This is a genomic window from Sphingobium sp. BS19 (genome assembly GCF_027925545.1).
Lineage (GTDB): Bacteria > Pseudomonadota > Alphaproteobacteria > Sphingomonadales > Sphingomonadaceae > Sphingobium.
On the sequence record NZ_BSEF01000019.1, the window covers coordinates 1 to 18,017 of the forward strand.

The following is an 18,017-nucleotide window of genomic DNA, read 5'->3' on the forward strand; positions in this document are numbered from 1 at the left end:
CGCAGGAGCCTTCACCGATTTTTTCAAGGAGGATTTGGGCTTCATCTTCGTTCCTTCGTCACTACGACGAAGCCCAAATCCTCCTTAATTCACAACCTCAAATCTGTGCCATTGGCGCTGACGCCGGACACGCCGCGACATCCGCCTCTGCTGTGGCCATGGCATGATATGTTCCGGCATGAAGGGGGCTTGCCGACAGCCACGCCTCGAAACCGTCCCAATCGTCAAAGTCGGGATCCTGCAGGCGCACGATCCAGCCCAATGCTGCCTCTTCGATCATTGCGTCATCCTGCTGCATGTACGCCTCCCCGATCCTTTGACGGAGCCGTCGCGGTCAAACCTCATCGAAACGTCTCCGCAAGTCTATCATCGCGCGATAGGCCAGCCGAAGGTCGCTTTCCACGGTACTCAGGCTAATCCCCATTTCTTGGGCGATATCGCGTTGGGCAACGCCGTCGATCCGGTAGCGTCGGAATACCCTCGCCGCTCTTGGGCCCAGCCCGTCGAGCGCCTTGAGTGCCTGCGCGAGCTGCTCGCGCGCGATCAGCACGCGCTCACCCGACGGAGCATCCGATTCGCCGGGGAGGGTCGTTATGGTTTCCGTCCATGCCGTATCGCGTTTCGCCGCTTGCTGTCGCGACCTATGGCGATCAAGCATCAAATTATTGGCTGCGCGATACAGATAGGACAAAGGCTGGCCGATGGGTCCATCCGGTGCGGCTTCGATCTTGAGCCACAGTTCCTGCAGAAGATCCTCCGCAGCATCGCCAGCGCCATGTGCGGTCAGAAACCGCAGCAACTGCGCCCGATGGGCTAGGAAGATAGCTTTCAATCCGGATTCTGTCATGACGCTTGGTGATCTGCCGAAAGCAGCGAATCTGGTTGCCCCTCTAAAGGGTTCTATCGGACAGCGCTATGGTGCGACCTGCGATAAAAATCCTGTATGACGTCGCAGGGCGCCCCCAAACCCGGAGCGAACGCATAGATAATGTCTGCTAATGATAATGACTTGCATTCTTTGGCCAGATTATTATGGGCTTTTGAAACGTCAGGGAACTTTTCATATGCCTGCCTTGCTTTCGCTTCTTGCCGCTGCCGCTGTATCCACCCAGCCTGCTGCCGCGCCAATCGCAGAGACTGCTGAAGACCAGATCATCGTGACCGGGCAACGCACCGAGGGACAGGATGACTATGCTGTCAAGAAGCAGACCACCACGATGCGCTTTCCTCTGTCGCAACGGGAAACGCCGCAATCGGTCAGCGTGGTTACGCGCGCTCAGATCGAAGATTTCAAACTCAACGACATTAACGACCTGCTGAAAACCGTGCCCGGCGTGCAGGTTCAGGCGCAAGAGACGGATCGCATATATTATTCGGCGCGCGGCTTCGACATCCAGACGTTTCAGGTGGACGGGATAGGCCTGCCCTTTGCTTTCGAGGTACAGACAGGATCGATCGACACCGCCATTTACGACCATATCGACGTTGTGCGTGGCGCACCGGGATTATTGTCCTCAACCGGCAACCCCTCTGCGGTGGTCAATTTCATCCGCAAGCGACCCACTAAAACGATGCAGGCGAGCGGCAGTGTCCAATATGGTTCGTTCGATCATCTTCGGCTGGACGGCGACGTCAGTGTACCGCTAACCAGCGACGGCAGCATCCGCGCCCGCGCAGTAGGCGCCTATCTCGATGAGGACAGCTATCTCGACCGCTATACGCTGCGTCGGTGGACGGGCTATGGCATTGTCGAGGCCGACCTGGGCCCACAGACCAACTTGACGGTTGGCTACGGTCATCAGGATCACCGGAGCCGGGGTGCCATGTGGGGCGCACTGCCGATCTATTACACGGATGGCACGCGCATCGATCTGCCTCGCTCCGCCAATACCGGTCCTGACTGGGCGGGCTGGCATGTAACGGACAGGCAGATCTTCGGAGACATCGTCCATCATTTCAACGACGACTGGCATGCGAAACTGACCGTGATCCGACGGGCCATCAGCGAAGACGACAAGCTGTTCTACGTTTACAACAACCCAAGTGCAGCCTTCCCGGACGGTATCGACCCATCTCTCAACGATCCTACAATCGGCGGGAACGTGCGCAGCTATCCGGGCGCATTCCGAGCACAGACACGCAACCTTGCGATCGATGCGTATGTTGCGGGCAAAGTCTCGGCGTTCGGCCGTGAGCATGACGTGATGTTCGGCGTCAACCGCAGTGCGCAGCGCTATGTCCAGACATCCAGTTACGACTTCAGCACAGTCGGTGTCGTCCTGCCCCTTAAAGACATCTTCAATGGCAGCTTCCCCGAACCCGTTTTTCCTACGACCTACAATACCAATTTCGCCCTCAGCGGTGACCGCACGACCAAGCGCGAAACGGCCTATGGCCTGGTCCGTTTCAACCTGACCGAGCCGTTGAAGGTCATGGTCGGCGGCAACGTGACCCATGCGACCAGCGATGGCTTCTCTTACGGCACGAACCTGCGATATGATCTGACGCGCTTCCTGCCGTTCGTCGGTGCGACGCTGGATCTGAACGATAACATCAGCGCCTATGCAAGCTTCGCAACGATCTTTAACCCGCAGACGCAAACCACCGTTACACGAAAGTTGATCGACCCGATCAAGGGCGACAATATCGAAGGCGGCTTCAAGGGCGAATGGCTCGGCGGTCGCCTCAACGCAAGCCTGGCGATCTTCCAGGCGCGTCAGAAGAATACAGCGGAATCGGCCGGGTTTGACGCGACCATCGGTCAGACGGTCTATCGCGGAGTGGATGCCACATCGCAGGGGATCGAGTTCGAATTTGCAGGACAAGTCCTGCCGGGGTTGCAAGCAACCGGCGGCTACACGCTGATGCGCGTGCGGGGCGAAAATGACGAACCCGTTCGTACTTTCGTTCCCCGCAATCTGGGCCGCCTGAACGTCACTTACTCGCCGCCCGCCCTTTCTGCGCTGAAGGTCGGCGCGTCACTACAATATCAGAGCAAGATCTATCTGGAGCCAGGCACCGTATCGGTGACGACAAAAGCGCCGATCAGGATTACCCAGCCCAAATATGCGCTGCTGGATCTGCTCGCCAGCTATCGCATCACCGATAATCTGTCGATCAGCGCAAATCTGAAAAATGTGACCAACACCAAGTATCTCACTGCGCTCAATTTCGATCAGGGCTATTATGGTGCGCCACGTACGGTGCTCGGCACCATCAGCCTGAAATATTAAGGGAGGAAGGAGAGGATGTCGCCACGGTCGCGTCGATGGATCCGTATAGCGCTGGCCGGACCGGGCGCAGTCCTCGTTGCGCTCGTCGTGATGGCTGGCATGGCGCTGTGGTTGCCGGGCGGCGCTGCTGGCATCGATAACATCGTACTGCCGCTTATCCTTGTTCCGTTGATATGGACGGCGCTTTTCTTCCACGCATGCCTTGATAGACGGCTGGGGCGCGTTGCACTCATTTCCCTTGGCCTGTTTCTTGTCCATGCCGGATTGATCGCGCATAAATTCTTCGACACACAGCTACCGTCTGCGGAGGTCCATTCATGATCCGTCTGCCCAAGGATGAAACCAAGACGATGGTCGCCGTGCATGGCTGGTCGGGTATCCTGCTGGGCCTGCTCCTCTATGCGGTCGTCCTGACCGGCACGGCGGCGGTCTTTGCCGATGAAATCGGTATCTGGTCCGCGGGCCATGTGTCGACCCAATCCTCTTTCGAACGCCCGCTGGGCGATACCTTGCGAAAACTGGGTGCCGAAACTCCCGCAAAATATCATGAAGGCGTCGACCTTTATGAAATCGGCGATCATGATCTGGGCATTTTCTTCCATCGGCATGAGATGGATAAGGGCGAAATTATAGCCCGGGGTATATATTATACGCTGGGCAAGGATGGCCGCGTGACGGATCGCCGTCCTGCAACCGATGAGGAAGTCTATGGCACGCGCAACGACAATGCGCTTAGTGCGTTCCTTGTCGAGACGCATGTCCGCTTGCACCTTCCCAATCCCTGGGGGCTGCTGTTGACGGGCATTGTCGGCCTGTCGATGCTGATCGCGGCAGTCTCCGGCCTTCTCATCCATCGCCATTTGTTCAAGGATATTTTCACGCTTCGGCGCAATGCCAATCCGGTGCTCGTCAATCGCGACAAGCACAGCGTGGCCGGTACATGGAGCTTGCCCTTCGCGTTCATCCTCGCCTTTACGGGCAGCTTCTTCTCCTTCTTTGGAACGGTCGGCGTGCCGATCGTCGCCATGGCTGCGTTTGGAGGCAACCAGCAAGTGCTTCAGGAAACCGTGTTCGGCAACCCTGGAAAGCCAGACCCCCGCCCTACTGGGATCGGCAATTTCGATCGCATCAGCAGCGATGCCATCGCACGCGCAGGGACGGTCCCGACCTTCGTCGCGATCGAGAATTTCGGCCGAGCGGACTCGAAGGTGACGACGTACCATTCACCCAAGAGCGGCGCCATTGCGCCGATGACGTTGCTCTACAACGGTGCCACCGCTCGCTTTGAGCAAGTGAAGCCCCTGATCGGCCCCAAGCCATCCGCGGGCGGTACGCTGGCCGCAATCATGTACCCTCTGCATTTCGGTAATTTTGCGGGTATGGTGTCGAAGGCGATCTGGTTCGGGCTGGGTTTTGCGATGTGCTACGTCACCTATACCGGCCTGTGCCTATGGCTGTCTCGACGGGAAAGTGCTTCGCGTTCGCTTGCATGGCTGGAGCGGACGAATATGATCGTCGGACTGGGCCTTCCTTTTGCGCTTGCCTCGTCCGCTGCCGCCTTCCTTGTCGCCATGCCTTTGGGAACTGCGATCTGGTGGACGCCGACAGGATTTCTGATCGGGACGGCCACGACCATCCTTGCAGGATGCCTGGCTCCCAATACAGCATGGCTCAGCCGCGCGTTGCGGATCGGCACGGGTGTTATGATGCTCCTTCTCCCGCTGCTCAGGCTGCTAAGCGGCGGTCCCGGCTGGTCCACCGCCATTGCCGCGCATCAGCCTATTATCGTTACCCTCGACATCGCCTTTATCGTGGCAGGCGCATGGACATTGGCGGAGCTGTGGAAGCCGCGCCCTGTGGTTCACCGCCCCATGACGTTGCAGGCGGCCGAATAAATGAGCACGCTCGCCGTCATAGCATTTGCGCTTTCTGCTGCGTTCATTCTGGCCATCGCGCTGGGCGACCCCAAAAGGCGTCGCGCTGCGCAGCAGTCCGGTGAGGGGCATCGCCCCGCCCAGCGCCGCCTGCTGACCTTTTGCGTACTATTGCCAGGGTTCATCTGCATCGTGCGCGGCGATCCTTCTGCCTTTCTGATCTGGCTGGGCGGCTGCGCGGTGATGGGCTGGATTACCGCAGTCGCTTTCTCGCGCCCGGTTGCCGCTGACCGTGGCAGGAAGGGATAAGGGAGGCTTCCGCCCCCGGTTCAACCGTCGAAAAGGTACATTGCGTACGCATGACGAGACTTACGCTAGTGAAAGTCCCGCGATTTTGGCAGTATCCGCACATCCCGCGGATGCTTTTGAGGATTAAAGCCAGCGCCTGGGGAAGGGAGAGAACCGTCCGATGCGCCAATGTCGATGGGTGTCGGACCGGCATCTGACAAGCGGTCAAGCATCGCCGTCCGATCATGAATGCGTGTAGCCATCACATGCACCACGCCCTCCTTGCTGCGTTGAACCTCGCCCTCCACTATCATCAATCGGCTGGCCATCACCGGGCGGCGCTGCATTTCGAACAGGCGCGCCCATAGCAATATGTTGGTAACGCCAGTCTCGTCCTCCAGCGTAATGAAAATGGCGTTGCCCTTACCAGGACGCTGGCGGACCAGCACGATCCCGGCGGCGCGAACGGGCGTGCCGCTTTTGGCGGCGCTGATCTGCGCGCAACTCAAGACGCCTTCCGCTGCGAAATCGTTGCGGAGAAACTGCATCGGATGGCCTTTAAGGCTCAACCGCGCTGTTTGATAGTCAATGGCAACTTGCTCACTTAGCGGCATCGCAGGCAGAAATGCGTCCGGCTCTTCCCCCAACTCTCGCGCGGACAGATCGCGAGTGCGGGCTGCCGCAAAAAGCGGAAGCTCATCGGACGGAGTGCGGCGCACTTCCCATAGCGCTTCGCGCCGGTCCTGCCCCAGCGAACGACATGCATCGCCATCGGCCAGCAGGCGCAATGCACGGTCCGGAAGATGCGCGCGGCGCGCCAGGTCTTCGATGCTGGTGAAGGGATTTGTGCGGCGCGCTGCGACCAGTTGCTGCGCCCAATCCTCGCGGAAACTGTCGATCTGCCGAAAACCCAGCCGGAGAGCGTGGGTCAATCTCTGCACCGTGCGCCAGTCCTGAGTGTCGCGCCGAGCGATAGGCGCGCGCTCAACGGCATTGTCCCAGCAACTGAAATTTACGTCCACAGGATGCACCGGCACACCATGCTCATGCGCATCACGGACGATCTGCGCCGGAGCGTAAAAGCCCATCGGCTGCGAATTGAGCAATGCACAGGCGAAGATGGCCGGATGATGGCATTTTATCCAGGCGGAAACATACACAAGTCGGGCAAAGGAAAGTGCGTGGCTTTCCGGGAAACCATAGCTGCCGAACCCTTCGATCTGTTTGAAGCAGCGTTCGGCAAAATCCGCTTCATAGCCGCGCCCTACCATGCCTCCGACAAGCTTCTCCTTGAATTTGTCCATGCCCCCGACATTCCGGAATGTCGCCATCGCACGGCGCAATTGATTGGCTTCGCCCGCTGTGAAGCCCCCTGCTGTGATGGCGAGTTTCATTGCCTGTTCCTGAAACAGCGGCACACCGAAAGTCTTGCCCAGCAAATGTACCAATTCATCCCTGGGATGCGGCGATGCCGGAGAGGGAAATGTTACTTTCTCCGCTCCTTCCCTGCGTCGCAGATAAGGATGTACCATGTCGCCTTCGATCGGCCCTGGCCGAACGATCGCCACCTGAACCGTCAGATCGTAGAGACATTTCGGCTTCAGGCGCGGCAGCATATTGATCTGCGCCCGGCTTTCGACCTGAAACACGCCGATGCTATCGCCTTCCTCCAGCATCGCATAAACATCTTTGTCTTCGGAGGTGAGATCGACCGTCAAGTGCATCCTGCCGAAGCCATTCTGCTCCATCAGGTCGAACGCCTTGCGGATGCAGGTAAGCATCCCCAGCGCCAACACATCGACCTTCATTAAGCCGAGGGCATCGATGTCGTCCTTGTCCCACTCGATGAAACTGCGGTTGGCCATTGCGCCGTTCAGGATCGGCACGGTCTCGTCCAGCCGATCCTGCGTCAGCACAAAGCCCCCGACATGCTGAGACAGGTGACGCGGAAAAGGCGCTTCGATCAACTGATCGACCAACGCGCGCAAGCGCACGATCTGAGGATTGTCGAGCGCAAACCCAGCGTCCACTATGCGCGCGTCGCCCATATCGCCAGACCAACTGCCCCAGATGGTGCTGGCGAGGCGCGCTGAAACATCTTCGCTGAGACCAAGCACCTTGGCCATCTCCCGCACGGCGCTGCGGGAGCGATAATGGATGACGGTGGACACAATGCCTGCCCGTTCCCGCCCGTAGCGTTCATAGACATATTGCATGACCTCTTCCCGACGCTCGTGCTCGAAGTCGACGTCGATGTCTGGCGGTTCATCGCGATCGTCGGATACGAAGCGCGAAAAGAGCAGATCGTGCTGCATGGGATCGACAGAGGTAATGCCCAGCAAGAAGCACACCATGCTGTTGGCAGCCGATCCCCGGCCCTGACATAATATCGGCGGTTCCTGACTGCGCGCAAACGCGACGATGTCGTATACGGTCAGGAAGTAATAGGCATATTTGCGGGAACGGATGAGATCGAATTCCTCCTTCAATAATGCCCTCAACTTGTACGGTAGCTTGTACCCGTAACGCGCATAGGCAGCGGTGAAGGTAATTTCCTCCAACCAATCCACCGGATCTCTTCCTTCCGGTACTGGCTCGCGTGGATATTGGTAGCGAAGATGGTCCAATGTGAAATGGATGCGCGACAGAAATTCGATCGTTTGGGCAACCGCTTCCGGGCAGCTGCGGAACAGGCGTGCCATTTCGGCAGCGGGTTTCAGATGACGCTCTGCATTTACTTCCAGCCTGCGTCCCGCGTCAGCCAGAGTGACGCCATGACGAATGCATGTCAGCGCGTCGTGCAGCGGTCGGTGGTCCGGTTCGGCATAGAGAGCATCATTGGTTGCCAGCAGAGGCACGCCCGTTGCCTTCGATACGGCTATGAGTTCGGCAAGTCTTCGTTCGTCCGACCCGTTTCGTAGCAGTGTAGCGGCAAGCCATATCCGTTTGGGGGCATGGCGGGATAAGCGGCGCAGAGTGGCTTCAAGCCCGCTGGGTGGGAGCAGGCGGAGATGCGACACCGGCATGGGCTGCTGTGCAGGCTCGAAGGGCACTGGCTTTCTGTGCGCTTCCTGCACCTCGGCGGTATCGCCCGGCATCACGATCAGCAACAGGTCGCGCGCATAAAGGAGCAAGTCGTCGAAAGTCAGGATGCAGTCGCCTTTGACTGCCTTCATGTTGCCGACTGTCAGCAACTTGGTCAGATTACCCCAGCCATCGCGATTGACCGGATAGGCCACGATGTCCGGCGTACCGTCAACGAAAACCAACCGTGCGCCCGTTACCAGCCGCAGATCGGTTTCGCATGCGGCGCTTTCCTCGGGAGTGAGGTCTGGCTTCTCTCCGCGTTTCTTCTTTTCTTCGATCCACTCATTACGGGCTCTGTTCGGCGCATCTTTTAGTGCTTTCCACGCACGGACCACGCCTGCCACACTGTTGCGGTCGGCAATGCCGATGGCTTTCAGACCAAGCTCATTTGCCCGCCCCACCATGTCCGAGGGGTGGCTGGCGCCGCGCAGGAAGGAAAAGTTTGTGGCGGCGACAAGTTCAGCAAAGTCAGGGCCTTCGGTCTGTTTCTGACGCAGATACAGACGGGTAGACTTACTTGCCTGCTGCCCCCGCGGGTCGGCGGCCTTTACGTGCGCCGGATCGCGGCCGCGCTTCATGCAAATAGCCCATGCACGTACCATGCGGGATTGGACCGTTCAGTGCCGTACAGGCCGTGACGAAATATCCAGAAGCGCCGGCCCCGTGCATCCTCCACGCGATAATAGTCACGGGTAAGAAAGCGGTCCTGTTCAGGCTTTTCAAGCTGACCGTCCGCTATCTTCCACCATTGCGGAGCGATCCGTTCCGGCCCTTCGAAGCGCGTGACCTCGTGCAGCGCGCGCCGCCAGCGGAAACGGTGCGGCGGGCCGTCCGGCACCTGCGCCATGACATCAATACGCTGGGGCGGATCGAACAGATGGATCGGACGGGTCGGCGGGGCGTGCGGATATTCGGAGGGGGGCTCTTGCCACTGGGCAGGGCCGCGGCTTTCGATTGCGGGAAGAGCAAGCTGCCCTTGCTCGGGAATGTGGGTATCGACAGGGGCAAGGCGCAAGACGCGATTGCGCCCGGCACGAGTGGCAAGAGCATCGAGCAGCGCGGCGACATCTGCACTTTCCTTGGCTTTACCGCCTTCCAGCGCCAACTGACTGGCCGCAAGTGGCTCAGCCCGCGGCACTGCCAGACGCACCATGTCAAAACCGAAACCCGGATCGAGCGGATCAGATAGGCTCTCTATCCGCTCTGCAAAGAGACGCATTATTGCTGGCGGATCGCGCACCGGCAGGCTGGTTTCCACGCGTAGCGGAAAGGCCAGACCGTCGCTGCGAAAGAAAGTGGCGTGAAAGCGGCGCCCCCCTTGCGCCCGCTCGCGCAATTGGACGCAGGCCTGGGCCACCAACTGCTCCAGCGCAGCCACTGCATATTCGGTGCGCGCGACGGGTTCCGCAAAGGGATGATCGATCTGAATAGCGGGTGCTACGCGGCGCGAATTGAGAGGATGCGCGGCCTGACCTAGCAGCAGGTGTAGCGCATCGACCGCCTCAGCGCCAAAGCGTGCGGCAAGGGTAGAGACAGGACGTGCGGCTACCTCGCCTACGGTTTTCAGGCCCGCGCGCCGTAACGAAGCTTCGCTGTCAGGGGGAAGGCGAAGCGCCGCTACGGGCAAGCGGCGAATCGCAGCGTCTTCGTCAGGCGCGGGGCGCCCGGGGAAACGCGCGAGCGCATGGGCGGCCTCGGCCGTATTCCCCAGTGCAGCGCGGACGCGAATATCTCGGCGTTGCAACCGGGCAACAGCATCCTCCATCAGCGCGATTTCACCTCCGAAAAGGTGCGCGCAACCGCTGATGTCGAGCATCAATCCATCCGGTGGGTCGACTGCCGCCATCGGTGTGTAGCGCGCGGCGCCATCGCACAGTCGTTCCAGCCAATCCTGATCGGCATGCGCATCGACATCGAATACTCGCAGCTCGGGGACTTGCGCGCGCGCATCGGCCAGCGCCATCCCGGGAGTAAGACCCAATGCCATCGCATCGCTATCCAGCGTGCATAGTCGCATGGCGCCACGTACCTTCTCGACAAAGGCAGTGGGGGGCACTTGCTGGTCAGGCAGCGGCCTCCACATATCCGGTCGCGCGATCCGTAGCCGGTCCAGCGACAGGAAGGGAAGCCAAAGCGCCAGAAAGCGCCGCCTGTCCGGGGTCTTCAAAACATCTTCGGTCACGGTTCCACTCCAGCCGCCACCGCAATCCATCGGGACCAGCTCGGCGGCGCAGCAATTCAAGGTCGAAGGCGCTTGGCCCCATCAATCTTTCTCCTAAGGGATCGATCGAAGGCGCGGAGGCGATCCGCCAACGTGTTTCTGCAGCACTGGGGGCAGGTTGCGCATCCAGTCTCAGAAGCAGCGCAATAACACCCGATCCTTCAGCCGCGAGGGCCAGTCGACGACTCGCAGTGAGATCGAGGACGGAGGGATTGCCCCAACATTCGATCACCACCGCAGCAAGCCCCGCACAGCGCAACGCATCCGACGCGGCACGCAAGAGCATTGTTTCATCCTGCATTACGCCCAGCAACAGCATTGCAGGATCAAAACCCAGCGCCGCCAAACCCGGACCATATAGATGCCCACCAATTTTCTCTGCCCTGTTCGTGCGTAGCCAGAGCATAGGCAGCCCCCCTTGTCCTGCCAGCAAACCGAGCAACAAAGCGAAACCTGCGGAGCTGCCGGAGTCTTCGACATTTGCGCCGAACAATTCGTGCAGCCGACCTTTCACAAGCCCCCCTCCAAGCGCTGCATCCAGCGCAGCATGGCCACTGGCAAGCATAGCCGGCATGTCCGCCGTACGCCCTCGTTCCAACGTCGCAATGTGGCCACGCAGGAATGCAAGAGTTGAAGACGAATCGGCGGCAAGAATGTTCATGATTTGTTCTAGTGTGGTTTTATTGCTGAATTTGTCAAGGCGAGCCTGTGAGGACTGTATACTAAAGGGGTTGCTGCACCTTGGAGATGCCGGAGGCCAATGGGCTGCTACGGTGCCCCACTGGTCAACCTTTCATTCAAACGGCTTATTCAGGATTAAACACTTGCCGGAATGCCCACTGATATGACAATCTAGGACGTCTAGAGGCTTAGCAAGCGAAATAGCATCTTCACAAAGGAGCTCCAGTCGTTGAGCGCTTTCTCTGCAATCGATCTTCAAACCCGGCTTGAGGTGCAAGATTTGCTAAGCCGATTCTGCCACGCTCTCGACCATAATGCGGTGGACCGCTGGGCCAAGCTCTTCACCACGGACGGCTACATCGACGCACCCAGATTAGGATGCTTTAAGGGTCGCGAGGAAATTATCAAAATTCCCGAGATGGTCCACGAGTTGGGAGGGGGCGCATGGCGCCACTATCTAAACAACGTGTACATCGAGCGAGCGGAGGACAATCGCGATTTGAAGGTCGAAGCCTATTGCATGGTCAGCGACTGGCGGAAAGCCGGCCATGTGGTTCGTTGTTGGGATTTCAGTGCTGTCGTTGGGAAGCGCAACGGCCTTAAATTTGTCAGCCTCCTTCTGAAACCGGTGCTGGATTGCAACGAGGCCATAGCGATTAAAGAGCCGGAGCCGTCAATCGTCGGATAGTTTCATAATAGGCGAACCTTGATTATCATGTGCTGACCTGCGTTACTCGCCTGAATGGCGGCGGATGTCACGTAACCTGCAGCAATATAAACGATATATTATCGTGCCCTCCTGCCTCAAGAGCGGCATTGAGCAATTGGTTGGCGCAATTATCTATACTGGTGGTGAGCAGCCCCATCAACCATGCGTCATCGATCGCCCCTGACAGTCCATCGGAACATAATACAAATACATCGCCTGCCATTACGCTGCACACAGCATGTTCAAGATCGGAGCGATCTTCGATACCGATAGCCCGGGTGATCACATTGGACTGCGGATGCCTGCGACCCTGCGCTTCCGTTATTATGCCCCTGTCCGCCATGTCCTGCACGACGCTATGATCGCGTGTCAGTCTTTCCAGCTTTCCACTACGCAGCCGATATATCCGGCTGTCCCCTGCCCAGAAGATGGTGCCTTCCCGTCCTTGAACATGAAGCGCAGCAACCGTGGATCCGCAAATATGACCAGCCGCTTTTGCCATTGCCAGAATGTCGGCATTGGCGCTTTCAAGCGCTTTTATGATTGATTGCGAACGCGTGATTTCAGGTGTTTCAGTAAGCTGTGCGAGCGCACGCACCACCATAGTAGCGGCTTTATCACCAAGATGATGGCCCCCCATGCCATCGGCAATCGCCCATAGCCTGTGATCCGAGCAATCGAGCAGTCGATCCTCGTTCACGCTACGCACTTTGCCGATGTGGCTGCGCGCAACGGAGCGGATCGCAAGCGCCTCGTCCCGCGCCGTCTTGCGCAAAGCGAACATTTTCACTTCTCGTCCTCTTCAAGCGCGGATGCTGCGGCATCATAGGCTTGAACGAAAGCACGGTTCAGTCGGCCATCTTGGCCATCCGCAATTTGCGCCATCAATTCCGCCTGCCGTTCGCAAGCGATTTCCCAGCTTGCCGCCGCTTTGCCCTTTATCAGCGTCTGGCGCTGCGCTGCGGCTTCCTCGACATTGGCGGGTTCGAATGTTTCGACGGATAATCGCAAGGCAGCGCGCAACCCTTCGAAGGTGGCAATCAAATGCTTCTTGATATCGCGAAAAGAGGCTTTCAGCGCGGAAGGGCCGCTCAGGAAGCCTCGGTCTCCCATAAGCAGCAGATCGATGGCCAGTCTTTGCGTAGGGGCCCATTTGAAGGGATTATTGTCCGCTCCGCCAATCGTCGTTCGAGCCAGTTGGTATCGCCCGCGCACACGCTCTCGCTCGGCCATCAGATCGCCAATGCCAAGCACCATCTGGCGGTATACGGCCCCCGCCCGCGCCATGATTTCTTCTGGATCTTCCCCTGAAAACGCGGAGGAGTGTATTCCTGCCCCTTCGCAAAACGCTTCGAGCAGAGACCCCTGACCGCCCGCATAATGCTCCCCCGCATCGTCTACCCAGTCGGTCGGTACGGCAATGGATGTCCCCAGCGGCGGCGACAGGATAAGCGTCTTGCCATCCTCGATGGTCGAACGCGCCTGAACGGCATAATCCGCCACCAACGTATAAGGACCAAATCCGATGGTTTTAGGCAGCGCCATCTTGATATCGCTATTGTCGGGCAAACGTTGATCGGACACTCCGTCAAAAACGCCATTCGCACCGAAACAGCGCAGAATGAGAGCATCTGCCTCCACCGAAAACGCGCAATGGGCGCGCGAAATCTCACAGATCGGATCGTTCATGACCCAGTCTGCCTGAGGATCGCGACCGATCGTCATCGTTCCTTCCTGAAGGAAACGTGCATCGACCGGTTGATGCATCTGGTCCTTCTCGAACAGCTTGAAGATGTACATTGCGGTTTCCTACGCTGCCTTCTGGCCTGTCTTGTCGTTGTGCTGCGATCCACCCAGGCGGGTACGCAACATCGCCTGCGCATCGGCAACCGGATTACCTTCGGGCATATGATCGGCCAGCGTGCCGACAAGAATATTAAACGAATCAAATAGCTTGCCCACTTCATCGCTGCGGCGGTGAGACAAGCGGAAGGCAGTGTTCCCTGCGGCCGCGTCGTCCATCGCCTCACGCAATCGGCGCAGCGGTTTCGACAGATGGCGAGCACTGAAATAGCCAATCCCGCCAATCACCCCAACGACGAACAGTGACAACGCGACCAGCAAGAAACGCGCGCGCGCCATGGCAGCATCCAGCGCCGACCGGTCGATCAGCACATCGACCTTGCCGAAATCCACGCCTGCGTAACGGACGTTGCGGACAAAGCGAATGCCATCGCTGCCAACGGCCCCATCTGCAGACTGTCTGCTGAGCGATGCGCGATATCGGGTGCCCACCTGAGCCCGTTGCCCGGCTGCACGAACGATTCCCCGGTCGTCGACGACAATCATGTTCTTGACGTTACGATCCTTCACCGCACCCTCTACAAAGGTCTGAAGCGGTAGCCAGTCCTGCTCCGCTGGCGCCAAGCCGGCATTGTCTGCCATGCTGACCGCGACGTTGCGCACAACGAAATCGGTCATAGACGCACCGGAGGCCAGCACGACATCGGTCATCGTTTCTCTCTGACGGTCCAGCACAAGACGTACACTCAGCGCGAGAGCGATTGCCGAGGTGCAGGCCAGGATCAACGGCAGCTTGAAACGCAATGCCAAACCGCGTCGCGATACATCGGCCTCCTGAGCCATTGCAGCCTGCTCCCGTTCCAGCGCCTGACGCAGTATGGCAGCCGTAGCAAATCGGTCGGCAGGCTTTTTCGCCAGCAACTTACCGATGATATAGCGCAGCCCGCGTGGACAATCGCGCACCAGCTTATCGATAGGCAAGGGATCCGACTGAGCGATCTGAATGGCCAGCGTAGCGAGGCCGGTGCCAGGAAAAGCCGGCTTCCCGACCACCATTTCATAAAGAAGCGCACCCAAGGAAAACAGATCGCTACGTGCATCGACAGGGATGCCCATCGCCTGTTCCGGACTCATATAGCGGGGGGTGCCCATCACCTGTCCGGCCATCGTACGCTGGGCGTCGCGGGTATTGCGCGCGTCATCCCGCGCATCGACCCGCGCTATGCCAAAATCGAGCAACTTGGCCGTCTGACCGTTATTACAGATCATGATATTCGACGGCTTTATGTCGCGATGCACGACCCCGCGACTATGCGCATAATCCAGCGCATCCGCTATCTGTATCGCAAGCCCCAGTGTCCGCTCGACACCGATCCGCCCCGCCTCCTCAATGATAACATCCAGAGGGCGACCGGAAAGATGCTCCATCGCGATATAGGGGACACCGCCCGCCTCGCCGACGTCGTAGATCGTGACAATATGGCTATGCGATAACATTCCGGCGGCGTTGGATTCCGCCAGAAAGCGATTCACGACCTCGGGGTCTTCGCGATACCCGGCTTTCAGAACCTTGATGGCGACGGGGCGGTCTATGCTTGGATCATGCCCAAGATAAACATGCGCCATCGCGCCTTCGCCGATCGCTCCTTCAAGACGATACCGGCCGATCCAGTTTGGCTCGGTCATTTCTTGCCCTTGACCGTCTTGCGGATTCGTTGCGCACGGGCAAGATCGCGTTTGATTAGCATGTTCCCAGGATCGAGCACCGTGGCCTGATGGAGGATGACGACGGCGCGCGATACCTGCCCCTGATTGAGCAGCATCAACCCCTGCCCGCGCAGCTTGGCGGCACGCGCAGGATCGGCAACGGGCGCCTTTGGCGCAACTTTGGGCACAGCGCGCACCGGCGCAGGCTTGTTCATTACGGGAGGTACGGCTGCGGGACGCGGCGCTTCGCCCGGAATCCGGATGGTCGTCCCGCTCTTGAGAGATGCCGGGACCGTGACGCCATTATAGCGGGCGAGCGTATAAAATTTGAGGCGATTGCCAAGGAAGCGCTTGGCGAGATCGAGGAACGTTTCGCCCGGCTGAACCCTATACTCAAAACTCCGCGTACCCAGTGCCTCAGCGGGATCGACCGCGATGCTTTCAAGCAGAACCGCTGCTTCTATGTCGCCGGGTTCCCGTTTGAGCATCGATTTCAGCGCCTTTTCCGCCGCTGTCCGATCACCGCTATCCAGTAGCGCAATGACATCGCCAATCTGTTGGGAATTGGACACGGGCTGGATCATGACCGGAGCCGATGACGTTTTACCCGGCTTTTGAGAACAGGCTGACAAGGCGGCAGCGATCAGCACGCAAGCTGCCAGGTTCTTTGAGCGCGCGCGCATTGGGAATGGATGATTCATAGGACACTCGTAGTCAGACGCTTTTGCAAAGCGGCGGGGGAAAGATCGGTGAGGGAAACGATATGGTCGCGGTTTCGCGCGAAATCGGAAAATTGCGGCGCTTGAATAGGATGCGAGAAGTAATAGCCTTGAAACAGTTCGCAGCCATGTCGCCGGAGCCAGCTATATTCCTCCGGTCGCTCTATGCCTTCCGCCAAGACAGCGATGCCCAGACCTCGGCCAAGCGCTATGATGCTCTGGCAAATTGCCTGACTGTCGCGCTGGAGATCGACGTTGGTTACGAATTCACGGTCGATCTTCAGCTTATCGAACTCCAGCTTTTTCAGATAAGACAGGCTGGAATAGCCGGCGCCAAAATCGTCGATTGAAATAGAAACCCCAAGAGCACGCAATTTCTTGAACAGTTGCTTGGCATCATCGGAATCGACCGCGGCAACGGTTTCGGTAAGTTCCAGTTCGAGCAGCCCCGCTGGCAGATCGTGCCGCTGCAACGTCCGCTCAACCGCACGATCAAGCGTATTGTCGGCAAGCTGATGAGCGGAAAGATTGATAGCAATTTTTACAACACCCAATCCTTGTCGAGACCATTCTCGCGCTTCCTTGCATCCGGCGTTGAGTGTCCACAGGCCAACTTCATCGGCAAGACCGGTTAGCTCCATCATCGGGATGAAAGCGTTTGGCGCAATCAGGCCATGCTTGGGATGACGCCAGCGCAGCAATGCCTCCGCCCCGCACACCCGGCGTGCCGATGCATCGATGAAGGGCTGAAACCATAATTCGAGTTCATTTCGCGCGACCGCCTGTCGCAAATCCTGCTCCAGCAAAAATGAACTACGTGCTTTTTCTACGGCATAGGTCTCAGGCACATGCGTGTCAGCCGACTGGGGGTCCGACAATGCCGCAATCGTGCGGGCCAACAGTGCGGCGGGGACAAAAGGCTGGCCGCCCTGAAAGGCACATGCAGACTTGATCTGCGGCAGCATGTCGATGTCGTCGAATTTGATCCGGTCGCGTAGCGCGTAACAAACAGCATCAAACTCATTGCGCGCTATTTCGGCTGCCGGACCGCCATACCAGATTGCAAAGCGCGCGCGGTCGACATGCGCCAGAAAGCGGTTATCGCCCACCATCCGGCGCAATCGACCTGCGACGTCGTTCAGAACCTGATCGGCCAAGGCAATATCGAAGGCGCTGAGCCGATCGAAATCGCACAATTCCACGATCCCCAGGGTGCCCCCTTCCGTTTGTTCGCCAATAACTTCTATCAGAGGTTCGCGCGTGGGCAGGCCGGTAACGCCGTGACGCTGGGCATTGCGGTGATCTAATTCGGCAGTGCGAACGATGTTGGCTTCGATATAGGCGCCGAGACAACTAAGGAGAGTGTCGACGCTCGAAGATGCTCTTTGATTGAAGGAGGCTAATTGCGCGCGATCGGATAATGTCGCCAAGGCCACTTTTATCCGCATCAGGCGGACACTCGCCCATAAAAGTCCTATAATAGAAATTCCGCTAAGCGCCCATGCGTAAAGCAGTGGGACGTTTACGAGCAGATCCAGATAGGCTGCGGCGGTCGCGAAAGCCGCCACAGCCGCGATCGCGGCCAGCGCGCAAATGCGCAGATGCCAGGGCTGCCTTACCCCCGTTGTCGTCAAGACCCGATCTAACGCCTGCACCATCGGCACAGGCATAGGATCAAGACAAAAAAAATATCTT

Annotated in this window: 15 protein-coding genes; 5 read left to right on the top strand and 10 right to left on the bottom strand. The window is 58.5% G+C overall.

Going from position 1 to position 18,017, the window contains the following annotated elements:
- Nucleotides 1-97: 97 nt before the first annotated feature.
- The gene (locus tag QMG56_RS18525; RefSeq protein WP_281823969.1) at nt 98-298 is read right to left on the bottom strand and encodes a DUF4880 domain-containing protein; all 201 of its coding nucleotides are present in this window, start codon (nt 296-298) and stop codon (nt 98-100) included.
- Nucleotides 299-334: 36 nt separating this feature from the next.
- On the bottom strand, nt 335-847 hold the full coding sequence (locus tag QMG56_RS18530) for an RNA polymerase sigma factor (RefSeq protein ID WP_230189123.1): 513 nt from the start codon (nt 845-847) through the stop codon (nt 335-337).
- 217 nt (nt 848-1,064) lie between these two features.
- Between QMG56_RS18530 and QMG56_RS18535 the strand changes: the two genes are divergently transcribed.
- The 4 genes from QMG56_RS18535 to QMG56_RS18550 are packed head-to-tail and all read left to right on the top strand — an operon-like array spanning nt 1,065 to nt 5,416.
- Complete coding sequence (locus QMG56_RS18535) at nt 1,065-3,233, top strand: TonB-dependent siderophore receptor (protein ID WP_281823972.1); 2,169 nt, start codon at nt 1,065-1,067, stop codon at nt 3,231-3,233.
- A 15-nt stretch (nt 3,234-3,248) separates the two neighbouring features.
- Nucleotides 3,249-3,554, top strand: a complete 306-nt coding sequence (locus QMG56_RS18540) for a hypothetical protein (RefSeq protein ID WP_230189125.1) — start codon at nt 3,249-3,251, stop codon at nt 3,552-3,554.
- Nucleotides 3,551-5,128 (top strand): PepSY domain-containing protein, encoded by a 1,578-nt coding sequence (locus QMG56_RS18545; protein ID WP_281823973.1) that lies wholly within the window; start codon nt 3,551-3,553, stop codon nt 5,126-5,128. The genes QMG56_RS18540 and QMG56_RS18545 overlap by 4 nt, the downstream gene beginning before the upstream one ends.
- Nucleotides 5,129-5,416, top strand: coding sequence for a hypothetical protein (locus QMG56_RS18550; RefSeq protein ID WP_281823974.1), 288 nt, complete (start codon nt 5,129-5,131; stop codon nt 5,414-5,416).
- A 65-nt stretch (nt 5,417-5,481) separates the two neighbouring features.
- On the opposite strand, the gene QMG56_RS18555 is transcribed toward QMG56_RS18550, so the two are convergent.
- Genes QMG56_RS18555 through QMG56_RS18565 form a run of 3 tightly spaced genes read right to left on the bottom strand, consistent with a single transcriptional unit; the run spans nt 5,482 to nt 11,364 of the window.
- Nucleotides 5,482-9,060, bottom strand: a complete 3,579-nt coding sequence (locus tag QMG56_RS18555) for an error-prone DNA polymerase (protein WP_281823975.1) — start codon at nt 9,058-9,060, stop codon at nt 5,482-5,484.
- Nucleotides 9,057-10,565, bottom strand: coding sequence for a DNA polymerase Y family protein (locus tag QMG56_RS18560; RefSeq protein ID WP_281824044.1), 1,509 nt, complete (start codon nt 10,563-10,565; stop codon nt 9,057-9,059). The genes QMG56_RS18555 and QMG56_RS18560 overlap by 4 nt, the downstream gene beginning before the upstream one ends.
- Nucleotides 10,546-11,364: an ImuA family protein gene (locus QMG56_RS18565; protein WP_281823976.1), complete on the bottom strand. Its 819-nt coding sequence runs from the start codon at nt 11,362-11,364 to the stop codon at nt 10,546-10,548. Before QMG56_RS18565 ends, QMG56_RS18560 begins: the two co-directional genes overlap by 20 nt.
- 249 nt (nt 11,365-11,613) lie before the next feature.
- Here QMG56_RS18565 and QMG56_RS18570 point away from each other — a divergent pair, with 249 nt between their 5' ends.
- Nucleotides 11,614-12,072, top strand: a complete 459-nt coding sequence (locus QMG56_RS18570; RefSeq protein ID WP_230189130.1) for a nuclear transport factor 2 family protein — start codon at nt 11,614-11,616, stop codon at nt 12,070-12,072.
- 67 nt (nt 12,073-12,139) lie between these two features.
- On the opposite strand, the gene QMG56_RS18575 is transcribed toward QMG56_RS18570, so the two are convergent.
- The 5 genes from QMG56_RS18575 to QMG56_RS18595 are packed head-to-tail and all read right to left on the bottom strand — an operon-like array spanning nt 12,140 to nt 17,992.
- The gene (locus QMG56_RS18575; RefSeq protein ID WP_281824046.1) at nt 12,140-12,877 is read right to left on the bottom strand and encodes a PP2C family serine/threonine-protein phosphatase; all 738 of its coding nucleotides are present in this window, start codon (nt 12,875-12,877) and stop codon (nt 12,140-12,142) included.
- A gap of 2 nt (nt 12,878-12,879) precedes the next feature.
- Nucleotides 12,880-13,893, bottom strand: coding sequence for a type VI secretion system-associated FHA domain protein (locus QMG56_RS18580; RefSeq protein WP_281823978.1), 1,014 nt, complete (start codon nt 13,891-13,893; stop codon nt 12,880-12,882).
- A gap of 9 nt (nt 13,894-13,902) precedes the next feature.
- Entirely contained in the window at nt 13,903-15,582 is a 1,680-nt protein-coding gene (locus tag QMG56_RS18585) for a protein kinase (protein ID WP_281823980.1), read from the bottom strand.
- Entirely contained in the window at nt 15,579-16,304 is a 726-nt protein-coding gene (locus tag QMG56_RS18590) for a LysM domain-containing protein (RefSeq protein WP_281823982.1), read from the bottom strand. The genes QMG56_RS18585 and QMG56_RS18590 overlap by 4 nt, the downstream gene beginning before the upstream one ends.
- The gene (locus QMG56_RS18595; RefSeq protein ID WP_281823984.1) at nt 16,301-17,992 is read right to left on the bottom strand and encodes an EAL domain-containing protein; all 1,692 of its coding nucleotides are present in this window, start codon (nt 17,990-17,992) and stop codon (nt 16,301-16,303) included. Before QMG56_RS18595 ends, QMG56_RS18590 begins: the two co-directional genes overlap by 4 nt.
- Between the last annotated feature and the right edge of the window lie 25 nt (nt 17,993-18,017).

Bases quoted from the DNA above. Each gene is read 5' to 3' on its own strand.
- QMG56_RS18545 (WP_281823973.1), top strand. From the start codon at position 3,551: ATGATCCGTCTGCCCAAGGATGAAACCAAGACGATGGTCGCCGTGCAT.
- QMG56_RS18550 (WP_281823974.1), top strand. From the start codon at position 5,129: ATGAGCACGCTCGCCGTCATAGCATTTGCGCTTTCTGCTGCGTTCATT.
- QMG56_RS18580 (WP_281823978.1), bottom strand. From the start codon at position 13,893: ATGTACATCTTCAAGCTGTTCGAGAAGGACCAGATGCATCAACCGGTC.
- QMG56_RS18535 (WP_281823972.1), top strand. From the start codon at position 1,065: ATGCCTGCCTTGCTTTCGCTTCTTGCCGCTGCCGCTGTATCCACCCAG.
- QMG56_RS18540 (WP_230189125.1), top strand. From the start codon at position 3,249: ATGTCGCCACGGTCGCGTCGATGGATCCGTATAGCGCTGGCCGGACCG.
- QMG56_RS18595 (WP_281823984.1), bottom strand. From the start codon at position 17,992: ATGCCTGTGCCGATGGTGCAGGCGTTAGATCGGGTCTTGACGACAACG.
- QMG56_RS18525 (WP_281823969.1), bottom strand. From the start codon at position 298: ATGCAGCAGGATGACGCAATGATCGAAGAGGCAGCATTGGGCTGGATC.
- QMG56_RS18590 (WP_281823982.1), bottom strand. From the start codon at position 16,304: ATGAATCATCCATTCCCAATGCGCGCGCGCTCAAAGAACCTGGCAGCT.
- QMG56_RS18585 (WP_281823980.1), bottom strand. From the start codon at position 15,582: ATGACCGAGCCAAACTGGATCGGCCGGTATCGTCTTGAAGGAGCGATC.
- QMG56_RS18530 (WP_230189123.1), bottom strand. From the start codon at position 847: ATGACAGAATCCGGATTGAAAGCTATCTTCCTAGCCCATCGGGCGCAG.
- QMG56_RS18575 (WP_281824046.1), bottom strand. From the start codon at position 12,877: ATGTTCGCTTTGCGCAAGACGGCGCGGGACGAGGCGCTTGCGATCCGC.
- QMG56_RS18560 (WP_281824044.1), bottom strand. From the start codon at position 10,565: ATGTGGAGGCCGCTGCCTGACCAGCAAGTGCCCCCCACTGCCTTTGTC.
- QMG56_RS18565 (WP_281823976.1), bottom strand. From the start codon at position 11,364: ATGAACATTCTTGCCGCCGATTCGTCTTCAACTCTTGCATTCCTGCGT.
- QMG56_RS18555 (WP_281823975.1), bottom strand. From the start codon at position 9,060: ATGAAGCGCGGCCGCGATCCGGCGCACGTAAAGGCCGCCGACCCGCGG.